Source organism: Roseomonas sp. TAS13 (assembly GCF_001950415.1).
GTDB lineage: Bacteria > Pseudomonadota > Alphaproteobacteria > Acetobacterales > Acetobacteraceae > Roseomonas > Roseomonas mucosa.
This window is the reverse complement of the sequence record NZ_BDLP01000153.1, coordinates 1-10,152: the sequence shown is the minus strand read 5'-3', so window position 1 is coordinate 10,152 and position 10,152 is coordinate 1. Positions and strand designations below refer to the sequence as shown.

Annotated in this window: 8 protein-coding genes; 2 read left to right on the top strand and 6 right to left on the bottom strand. The window is 71.8% G+C overall.

Translation table 11 applies throughout. The annotated features are described in order from the left end of the window. Positions 1 to 765: uroporphyrinogen-III C-methyltransferase (cobA, locus tag ROTAS13_RS13085; RefSeq protein ID WP_075822562.1), on the top strand; the 765-nt coding region annotated here is incomplete at its 5' end. Positions 766 to 843: 78 nt separating this feature from the next. Here cobA and ROTAS13_RS13080 read toward each other — a convergent pair. Then, entirely contained in the window at positions 844 to 2,418 is a 1,575-nt protein-coding gene (locus ROTAS13_RS13080; protein WP_075822561.1) for an MDR family MFS transporter, read from the bottom strand. 419 nt (positions 2,419 to 2,837) lie between these two features. Here ROTAS13_RS13080 and ROTAS13_RS13075 point away from each other — a divergent pair, with 419 nt between their 5' ends. Further along, positions 2,838 to 3,596 carry a DUF1003 domain-containing protein gene (locus ROTAS13_RS13075; RefSeq protein WP_075822560.1) on the top strand — a complete coding sequence of 253 codons (759 nt, stop codon included), beginning with the start codon at positions 2,838 to 2,840 and terminating at the stop codon, positions 3,594 to 3,596. A 19-nt stretch (positions 3,597 to 3,615) separates the two neighbouring features. Here the strand turns inward: ROTAS13_RS13075 and ROTAS13_RS13070 are convergent, their stop codons facing one another. The 5 genes from ROTAS13_RS13070 to ROTAS13_RS13050 all read right to left on the bottom strand — a co-directional run bounded on the left by ROTAS13_RS13070 (position 3,616) and on the right by ROTAS13_RS13050 (position 10,147). Further along, positions 3,616 to 5,127: a Ppx/GppA family phosphatase gene (locus ROTAS13_RS13070; protein ID WP_075822559.1), complete on the bottom strand. Its 1,512-nt coding sequence runs from the start codon at positions 5,125 to 5,127 to the stop codon at positions 3,616 to 3,618. Between the two features lie 136 nt (positions 5,128 to 5,263). Then, positions 5,264 to 7,477 (bottom strand): RNA degradosome polyphosphate kinase, encoded by a 2,214-nt coding sequence (locus ROTAS13_RS13065; RefSeq protein WP_079253238.1) that lies wholly within the window; start codon positions 7,475 to 7,477, stop codon positions 5,264 to 5,266. A gap of 72 nt (positions 7,478 to 7,549) precedes the next feature. Continuing rightward, a complete protein-coding gene (locus tag ROTAS13_RS13060; protein WP_075822558.1) occupies positions 7,550 to 8,287 on the bottom strand; it encodes a hypothetical protein in 738 nt (245 codons plus the stop codon). Positions 8,288 to 8,333: 46 nt separating this feature from the next. Then, the gene (locus tag ROTAS13_RS13055) at positions 8,334 to 9,527 is read right to left on the bottom strand and encodes an AI-2E family transporter (RefSeq protein WP_079253237.1); all 1,194 of its coding nucleotides are present in this window, start codon (positions 9,525 to 9,527) and stop codon (positions 8,334 to 8,336) included. Further along, on the bottom strand, positions 9,524 to 10,147 hold the full coding sequence (locus tag ROTAS13_RS13050; protein ID WP_083755518.1) for a CDP-alcohol phosphatidyltransferase family protein: 624 nt from the start codon (positions 10,145 to 10,147) through the stop codon (positions 9,524 to 9,526). The genes ROTAS13_RS13055 and ROTAS13_RS13050 overlap by 4 nt, the downstream gene beginning before the upstream one ends. Positions 10,148 to 10,152: the final 5 nt, after the last annotated feature.

The following is a 10,152-nucleotide window of genomic DNA, read 5'->3' as shown; positions in this document are numbered from 1 at the left end:
GCCACGCTGGACCGGGCGGATACCGCCCCCCGCGGCTTCGTGCACCTCGTCGGCGCCGGCCCGGGGGCCGCCGATCTGCTGACCCTGCGCGCCCTGCGCGTGCTGGGCGAGGCCGATGTCATCGTGCATGACCGGCTGGTGCCGGAGGAGGTGCTGGACCTCGCCCGGCGGGACGCGCGGCGCATCTTCGTCGGCAAGGCCCGCTCCAACCACTGCGTGCCGCAGGACCGGATCAACGAGCTGCTGGTCTCCCTCGCCCGCGAGGGCAAGCGCGTCGTGCGGCTGAAGGGCGGCGACCCCTTCGTCTTCGGCCGTGGCGGGGAGGAGGCGGAGGCGCTGGACGCCGCCGGCATCCCCCATGCCACCGTGCCCGGCATCACCGCCGCCCTGGCCTGCGCCGCCGGAGCGGGCATTCCCCTCACCCATCGCGACTGCGCCCAGGCCCTGGTGCTCGCCACCGGCCATACCCGCAACGGCGATGTCGGGCTGGACTTCGCCGCCCTGGCCCGGCCCGGCCATACGCTGGCGATCTACATGGGCGTCGTCACCCTGCCCCGCATCCGCGACGGGCTGCTGGGCGCGGGGCTGGACCCCGCCACCCCGGCGGCGCTGATCGAGAATGGCGGGCGGGACAGCCAGCGCGTCCTGACCGGCACCCTGCCGGAACTGGCGGCGCAAGGCCCGGGCTGGAGCCAGGGCGGCCCCGCCCTGCTGATCATCGGCGCGGCGGTGTCCCGCCGCGTCGGACAGGGCGGCGGCCCGTAAGTCAGGGGATTCCGCCGCCAGCGTGCCGCTGCCCGGGCCGCTCCTTCCCTGGCGGGAGCGGGAGCCGCGCTGCCGGGCCTATTCCGCCGCCTGCCGCGCCGGCGCCCCTGGGGCACCGGGGGCCGGGCCTTCGTGCGCCTTGCGCAGCGCCAGGGCGGGCAGGGTCAGCACGAGCAGGAAGGCGCAGCACATCACCACGCCGCTCATGGTGAAGCTCATGGCGATGGCGCCGCGATAGGCCGAGGCGACGAGGTTCTGTTCGTCGGCACCCAGCCCTTCCAGCGCGCGCACGCCGTGTTCCAGCAAGGCCTGTACGTCGAGGCCCCGCACGGTCTCGGCCAGGATGCTGTTCAGCCAGGCCATCATCAGCGCTCCGGACAGCGCCACGCCCAGCGCCCCGCCCAGGGAACGCAGGAAGGACATGGAGGAGGTGGCGACGCCCAGCTCGCGCGGGTTGACCGCATTCTGCACCGAAGTGGTGATGTTCGGCATGGCCACGCCCATGCCGAGGCCGAGGACCAGCATGCAAAGCTCGAAGGCCCAGAAGGGCGCGGCGAGGCGCGCCAGGATGGCGAGGCCGCAAAGCCCGAGGGCCTCGGCGCCGACGCCCGCGATCAGAAAGGGCTTGTAGCGCCCGGTGGCGGAAACCAGCCGGCCGCCGAGGATCGAGGAGAAGATCATGCCCGCCACCTGCGGCAGCATCATCAGCCCGGCCTGGGTCGGCGTCATGCCGAGCACGAGCTGGAAGTAGAGCGGCAGGAAGACGGTCGTGCCCATCATGGCGAAGACCAGCATGGCAGAGGCCACCACGCCGGAGACATAGACGCGCTCGCGGAAGAGGTGCAGCCCGATGATCGGCTCCGGCGCCCGCCGCTCCCACAGGACGAAGGCCACGAAGAAGCCGAGGGCGGCGATGCCCAGCCAGAGGATGGGCATGGAAGCCCAGGCGAAAAGGGTGCCCGCCCAGCTCAGCAGGAGGAGCAGCGCCGTGGTGCCGGCGGCGAGCAGCCCCGCGCCGGGATAGTCGATCTGCCGGCGCTTCAGCGCGGAAGGATGGCGCAGGCCGATCGCGATCATCGCCAGCGCCGCCGCGCCCACGGGCAGGTTGACGTAGAAGACCCAGCGCCAGGAGAGCGCCTCGGTCAGCACGCCGCCCACCAGCGGCCCGGCGACGGAGCTGACGGCGAAGACGCCGGTGAAGAGCCCCTGGTAGCGGCCGCGGTCGCGCGGCGCCACCACATCGCCGACGACGGTCTGCGCCAGGGTCATCAGCCCGCCCGCCCCGAGCCCCTGCAAGGCGCGGAAGAGGATCAGCTGCAGCATGTCCTGCGCCAGACCGCAAAGCACGGAGCCGGCCAGGAAGACGGCGATGGCGAGGTAGAAGAGCCGCTTCCGCCCATACATGTCGCTGAGCTTGCCGTAGAGCGGCGTGGTGGCCGTGGAGGTGAGCAGGAAGGCGGTCACCACCCAGGACAGGTGCGAGGCCCCGCCGAGGTCGGCCACGATGCGCGGCAGTGCGGTGTTGACGATGTTCTGGTCCAGCGCCGCCAGGATCATGGTCAGCATGGCGCCGGCGATGGTCAGGCGCAGATGGCGGTTCGAGGAAACCAGGGGGGCCGCCATCGGCGCTTCCGGCGTGTTGTTCGGCGACATGAACGCTTCCTGTTCCCTTCCCATCCACCCGGCCCCCGCCGCCCACCGGGCCGCGGCCACGAGGACAGGTGTGCGCGGCCGCCGCTTCGTCCAGGGCACGCTCCCGTGACACCCTTCCCCGAGGCCGGCTCCCATGAGGAGCCAGGCGGGGCGGAACGGGAATGCCTCCGGGCGCCGGGGCGCGAGAGCCATCGCAGATGCCGCAATTCGGTCGGGGGGATGAGGCGCCAGTCCTGGCATCCGCCCCGCGCCGGCCGGGTTTCCTTCTGGAGGCGGCCCTGTGTCACGGTCAAGGCTCCGCATGCCTGCCTTGCGGGCAGGACGAGGCCACCGGCCGCTTCCTCCATTGCCCACCGGGACCGTTCCCTGAGAATCGGGACTTGCCGCATTGCGGAAGAACCATCCTCTGGAACGGCCCCATGTCCGACGACACCGCCGAAGATCCCGCTCTCGCCCATCCGCCGCGTGACGGCGCATCGGCGGGCCCGCCGCACAGGAAAGGGGTCTGCGCCATCACCGGCCGCGTGCTCTCGCGCAAGGATCTGGTGCCGCTGACCCTGCTCCGTCCCTCCCTGGCGGAACGCTTCATGCAGAAGTACCCGGGGCTGACCGAGGAATCGCTGATCTCGCGCGGCGAGGTGGCCCGGCTGCGCGCCGCCCGCGTCGAGGAGATGCTGGAACAGGAGCGCGGCGAGCTGGGGGAGCTGGAGCACAAGGTGGCGCAGAGCCTCGCCACCTCCTCCACCCTCGCCGCCAACACCGACGACGACTACGACGAGCACCGCAGCCTGGGCGAGCGGCTGGCGGACATCATGGCCGCTTTCGGCGGCTCCTGGTCCTTCCTGCTGAGCTTCGCGATCGTGCTCATGGTCTGGATGGCCTACAACCTCTGGAGAGGCGAGGGCTCCTTCGATCCCTATCCCTTCATCCTGCTCAACCTGGTCCTGTCCTGCTTGGCCGCGATCCAGGCGCCGGTCATCATGATGAGCCAGCGCCGGCAGGAGGCGAAGGACCGTGCCCGGGCGCTCAACGACTATGCCGTGAACCTGAAGGTCGAGCTCGAGGTGCGCAACCTGCACGAGAAGCTCGACCACCTGCTGATGCGGCAATGGGAGAGGCTCGCGGAGATCCAGCAGCTCCAGCTGGAGATCATGCAGGAGCGCCGCCCGCGCGGCTGAACCTGGGGCGCCGCCCGGCTCAGCCGAGCCTGATCTCGGCCTTCAGGTTCAGCATCCCGGCCAGCAGCTCCAGCCGCCGCTGCGCCCCTTCGCCGGCGAAGAGCCCGCTGTGCTCCCGCAGCGTCAGGCGCAGGGTTCCGTCCGCCACGGACAGCGACGCGGCGTTCAGCAGCGCCAGCGTCCCGCCGGACAGCGTATAGGCCAGCCGCAGGGCGGCGCCGAGCAGCTCCGCCCGGCGCATCTCGGCCGCCCCCATCAGCACCCGCGCCGGCGCCAGGGTCGCGGCGGGGGGGCTCGTCTCGTAGCGCAGCGCCACGGCCAGGGCGAGGAAGGCCCGGGCGTGATGGTCCAACCCCACGCCGGGCTGGCGCAGGACGCGCAGGAAGGACTGTTCCGCGCGGTAGTCCGGGTGGTCGTGGCTGCCCGTATCGGAGAGCCAGCAGGCCGCCAGCCGCAGGGCACGGTCATAGGCTGTCTCCTCCGGGAAGAGCGGCGAGGTCCAGTCGAACAGCGCCGGCGGCAGGCTCTCGTCGCGCCCGAACCGGGCCGCCATCTCATAGCTCGCGGCCAGCAGCGGGTCCTCGCCCCGCACCGCAGGGGCGATGTGGCGGGCATACCAGCCCTCCCGCAGCCCGTTGGCGCTGAAGACCACGCGGTCGGCCCCGGTCGCGCGCAGCAGGCGGCGCAGCGCCACGGCGGCGAAGGGCAGGTCCCCGGCGCGCTTGGCCGGAACGCCGGGCACCTTCTCGATCGCCGATTTCTTGGCGCCGATCAGCATGCCGCAGAGGTTCCGCGCCTCCTCCCGCGTCAGGACATAATGGTGCACGATGGACAGGGGATAGTTGGCCTCGACCATGTGCACCTTGGCGATCGCCCGCCACGCGCCACCCACGAGATACAGGTCCCGCCCCTTGCCGTTCACCAGCCAGGGCACCCGGGCCAGTTCGGCCTCGGCGATGGCCCGCGCCTGGGTCATGTCCCCCCCGGCCCGTTCCGCGAGGCGGATGACCCCGAGCGGCAGGCTGGCGGAATCGCCGACCCGTCCGTGCCTGAGGTCCACCACCTCCAGCGAGCCGCCGCCGATATCGCCCAGGATGCCGTCGGCCTCGGGGAAGCCCAGCAGCACGCCCTCGGCGGAAAGGGTCGCCTCGCCCTCCCCGCTCAACACGGTGATCGGCACGCCCGGCATGCGCTCGCGCAGCGCGGCGGCGAAGGCTGGGCCGTTCTCGGCATCGCGCATCGCCGCGGTGGCCAGGATCTCCAGCGGATCGGCCGCCATGGCCCGGGCCACGGCATGGTAGCGCTCCAGCACGGTCAGCGCCTGTTCCACCGCCGTCTCGTTCAGGCGCCGCGTGGTCTCCAGGCCCCGCCCCAGTCCCAGCACCGCCTTCTCGTTGAAGATCGGCACCGGGTTGCGGCCCCGCCCCTCGAAGACCACCAGTCGCACGGAGTTCGAGCCCAGATCCACCACGCCACAGCGGGGCGGATGCGGGACGGCTTCGGCTGGAAGGGCTTGAGCGGCTGCGTCCATCGGTAATTCTCTCACTTCCTGCCCTGGCGTCATGCCGCGACCACCTGGCCGCCGCAACCGCCGGTCCAGGTGCGTGCTGGCGGAGCGGGCCTGCGCCCGGCCCCGCCGGGACGGTTCCGGACCGGTCAGCGCCTTGTCAATCCTGGGCCACGCGGTCGGGCCGCCGCCGCGGCGGCGCGGTGCGGACCCGCTTCAGGGCGCTGCCCCGCCCGGACAGGGACGGGTTCGTCATGAACCAGTCGTGGGAGGAAAGCGGCTTCTGCCCCGGATCGAGGCGACGATAGGTCGCATCCGGCCCCAGCGTCCAGGACTGGGCGGTGTCCTTCATGTTCACGACCATGATCTGGTCCAGGATCTGGGCATGGACGGTGGGATTCTCCACCGGCACCATGGTTTCCACCCGCCAATCCATGTTGCGTGCCATCCAGTCGGCCGAGGAGATGAAGACCCGTGCCCGGCGCGAGGGCAGCCGGTGCCCGTTGCCGAAGACATAGATGCGGGAATGCTCCAGGAAGCGCCCGACGATGGACTTCACCCGGATGTTGGAGGACAGGCCCGGCACGCCGGGGCGCAGGCAGCAGATGCCGCGCACCACGCAGTCCACCCGCACCCCGGCCTCGCTGGCGCGGTAAAGCGCGTCGATCAGCTGCTCGTCCACCAGGGAGTTCATCTTCAGCCAGATGCCGGCGGCCCGGCCGCTCCGGGCAAAGGCGATCTCCTGCTCGATCAGCCCCATCAGGGTCGGCCGGATGGTGAGCGGCGAGAAGGCGAGCGACTGCATCTTCTCCGGCCGGGCATAGCCGGTCAGGTAGTTGAACAGCCGCGCCGCGTCGCCGGTCAGTCCCGGATCGGCGGTGAAGAAGGAGATGTCCGTGTAGATGCGCGCCGTCACCGGATGGTAGTTGCCGGTGCCGAAATGGGCATAGGAGCGCAACGTCCCGCCCTCCCGCCGCACCACGAGGCTGACCTTGGCGTGGATCTTCAGGTCCACGAAGCCATAGACCACCTGCACCCCGGCGGCTTCGAGCTGCCGCGCGATGGCGATGTTGCGCTCCTCGTCGAAGCGCGCCTTCAGCTCCACCATGGCGGTGACGGACTTGCCCGCCTCCGCCGCCTCGATCAGCGCCCGGGCGATCGAGCTGTCGCGGGAGGTGCGGTAGAGCGTCTGCTTGATGGCGACCACGTTCGGGTCGCGCGCCGCCTGCCGCACGAACTGCACCACCACGTCGAAGGATTCGTAGGGGTGGTGGACCACGATGTCCTTGGACCGGATCGCGGCGAAGCAGTCCCCGCCGAAATCGAGGATGCGTTCCGGGAAGCGCGGCGTGTAGGGCGTGAAGAGCAGGTCCGGCCGGTCGTCCACGATGAGCTGGCTGAGGTCGCTGAGCCCCAGCAGCCCCTCCACGGCGAAGACGCCGGTGCGGTCCGCCTCGGTCTCCTCCGCCACCAGGTCCACCATGTCGGAGGGCGTGTCGGTGGTGACGGTGACGCGGATCGCCTGTCCCCGGCGGCGGCGCTTCAGCGCCGTCTCGTAGGAGCTGACGAGGTCCTCGGCCTCCTCCTCGAACTCCACGTCGGTGTCGCGGATCAGGCGGAACAGACCGCGCTCGGCCGGGATGTAGCCGGGAAAGAGATGCGGCAGGTTCAGCGTGACCAGATCCTCCATGGTCACGAAGCGGATCACCCCGTCGCCCTTGCCCTCCCCGCGCGGCGGCAGGCGCACGAAGCGCTCCACCTGCGAGGGCAGCGGCACCAGGGCGCGCATGGTGCCCCCGTCCTCCTCGCGGATCAGCTTCAGCACGAGGCAGAGGGCGAGGTTGGCGATGAAGGGGAAGGGATGCGCCGGATCGACGGCCAGCGGGGTCAGGACGGGGAAGACCCGCTCCATGAACCAGCTCTCCAGCCAGGCACGCTCGCTTTCCTCCAGCTCCGCCGGCTCCAGCACGGCGATCCCAGCCTCGCGCAGCAGGACCCGGACCTCGCGCCAGGCCATGCGCTGCGCCTCGATCAGCGAACCGGCGCGCTCGTGGATGGCGGCGAGTTGCTGCGCCGTGGTCAGCCCGTCGGGCGAGAGCTTGGTGATGCCCGCCCGCACCTGCCCGACCAGCCCGGCGACGCGCACGGAATAGAACTCGTCCAGGTTGCTGGCAGAGATGGCGATGAAGCGCAGCCGCTCCAGAAGCGGATGGTCGGGATGGGAGGCCTGCTCCAGCACACGCTCGTTGAAGGCCAGCCAGGACAACTCACGGTTGATGAAGCGCCAGGAAAGGGTGTGCAGGTCGCCCGAGGGCATGTCGGGCGGCAGCTCCGCCGGGACAGTCGGCATCTCGCCGGTAAAGATCGCGTCCATCTGGTGGGTTCCCTCATGGGCGCCGTGTTCGGTCAGGCCCGGGAGCAAGAGGCCCGGACCAGGCGCTCCAGACTACAGCAGCTTGGGCATGGGGTTCGAGCCGTCCCCTGGCGATGCCACGGAAACGTCATGTTCCTCGCCCGCCGGCTCGTCGCTGCCGAAGCCGGGGAGGTCGGCCAGGACATGCCGCGCCAGGGCGCGCGTCACCGCCCCCCCGGTGGCCAGTGCCGCCCGGTCCAGCCGCGCAGCGGCGCGCGAGACGGCCGCGGCCTCCCGCGGCAGGCGCAGCAGCAGCCAGTCCTGCGTCGCGGCGTCCACCCTGACCTGGCGCTCGGCGAAGTGATGCGCCAGCAGGGCGCGGAGGAGCTGCTCCGAGGGTTCCTCGATCTCCACCGCATGGGTGGCGCGGAGGCGGGAAGCGAGGTCGGGCAGGCGCACACGCCAGCGCGCCGGCGGCTCCCGCCCCGCCAGCAGGAGCAGCGCCCCGGTGCTGGCGCAGGCGTTGAAGAGGTGGAAGAGCGCCTCCTCCTCCGCCGCGCAGTCGGCGTCGTCCACGGCGGAGGGCAGCCCGTCCGGCACGCCGCGCAGCGACGGCCCCTCCAGCACCCGCAGGCCCAGCCGCGCCGCGCCCTGGCGCAGCAGCAGGGACTTGCCCACACCCTCCGGCCCGAACAACGCCAGACGGCCGTTCGGCCAGTCGTCCGGCGCCGCCAGCCAGGTGCGGGCCACGGCGTTGGAACGGTCCGAGATCACCGGCGCGCCGCGCTCGGGCGGCAGGGCAAGCGGCAGCGGGAGCTGGCGGCCGCTCACGCCCCCCTCCCCGGCGCCCCGCCATGCGGGGGGGTCGGACCCCGCCTCACAGCCCGGTCCGCGGCGGATCGAGGTAGAGCGGGCTGGCGAGGTAGCGGCGCAGCCAGTGCCGCGCGATCACCCCGATCATCGCCGCCATGGGCACGGCCAGCAGCACGCCCAGGAAGCCGAAGGCCACGCCGCCCGCGAACAGGGCGAAGATGACCCAGACCGCGTGCAGCTCCACCCGGTCGCCCAGCAGGCGCGGGTAGATCACGTAGCCCTCGATCGTCTGCCCGAACACGTAAACGGCCGCCACCAGCAAAACACCTTCCCAGGAACCGAACTGGCCCGCGGCCAGGAGCAGCGACGTCACCAGCCCGGTGAGCGAGCCCACATAGGGGATGAAGGACAGCATCCCGGACAGAAGCCCGACCAGGAGGCCCAGTTCGAGTCCCACCGCCGAGAGCGCCACAGCATAATACACCGCGAGCAGGCCGCAGCAGATCAGCTGGCCGCGCAGCCATGCGGAAAGCACCCTGTCCATGTCCCGCCCCAGGGCGCGCGTGGTGCTGGCATAGCGCCGGGGCAGCCAGGACTCGATCCGCAGGATGATCCGCGGCCAGTCCCGCAGCAGGTAGAAGCCCACCACCGGGGTCACGACCGCATAGGTGAAGAGCGCGTAGCCGACGCTGAGCAGCCCGCTGGCACCGCCGATGAACTGCGCCGCCGTGGTGGCGACATAGCCCAGGATGGCGCCGGTCTGGTTCACCGCCAGGTCCTGCAGCCGGCCGTTGATCGTGTCCGGCCCCAGGCGCTCGGCGGCGGCCGCGATCAGGTCCCGCACCCCCGCCCCGATCCGCGCCGCATAGGCCGGCAGCCGCGCCAGCAACACCCCCACCTGGGAGATCAACAGCGGGTAGAGCAGCAGCAGGGCCAGCAGCACCAGGGCGCAGAGGCAGGCGATCAGCAGCGCAGAGGCAACGCCCCGCGGCACCCCGACCCGGGCCATGACGGTGACGGGCGGATCGAGGAAATAGGCGATGCAGCCCGCCAGCACGAAGGGCGTCAGGATCGGCGAGAAGAGCCAGATCGTCCCGAGCAGGGCGGCGAGCAGGCCGAGCGCCAGGCCGATCCGCTGCGCGCGCGTGGCCGTCTGCGGCCCGCGAGGCAGGGATGGCGCCGGCGCCGCCGCGGGGGCCGGCGTGACGCGCCGCTCGGCCGGCGGGGCGGGCGGGACCGGCGGCGGCAGCGTCCTCATGCCCGCCCCTCCCCGCGCGCCGCCGCGAGCACATAGGCACCGCCGGAGAGCAGGGTGCTGACGGCCACCAGCGGCACCAGCAGCGCCAGCAACGCCAGAGGGAAGGCCCCGGGCAGGAGCCCGGGCCAGCCGCGCAGGAGGAGCGCCACCGCGACCAGCAGGATCTGCAGCGCCGTGTTCGCCTTGGACAGGCGCGAGGGGCTGATCCGGGGCGGCATGCCCATCATGCGCAACATCACCACGCCCCCCACGATCAGCACGTCGCGAAACACCACGAGGATGGCCAGCCAGTCGGGCAGCACGCCGGTCGCCGCCAGGGCGACATAGCTGCTCACCAGCAGCGCCTTGTCCGCCACCGGGTCGAGCACCGCGCCCAGGCTCGAACGGGCATCCAGCACCCGGGCCAGCCAGCCGTCCAGCGCATCGGACAGCCCCGCCCCCAGGAACAGCAGGAAGGCGAGGTCGAAGCGCCCCTGGATGATCAGCCAGACCGTCGCCGGCACGGCGCAGAGCCGCACGAAGGTGATGGCGTTGGGCAGCGTGGTCAGCGCCGACGCGGCGGCCGGGGCACGGTCCGGCGGGCCGGGCGTCGGGGCTGTCTCTTGATCACATCTACGCACAGCTC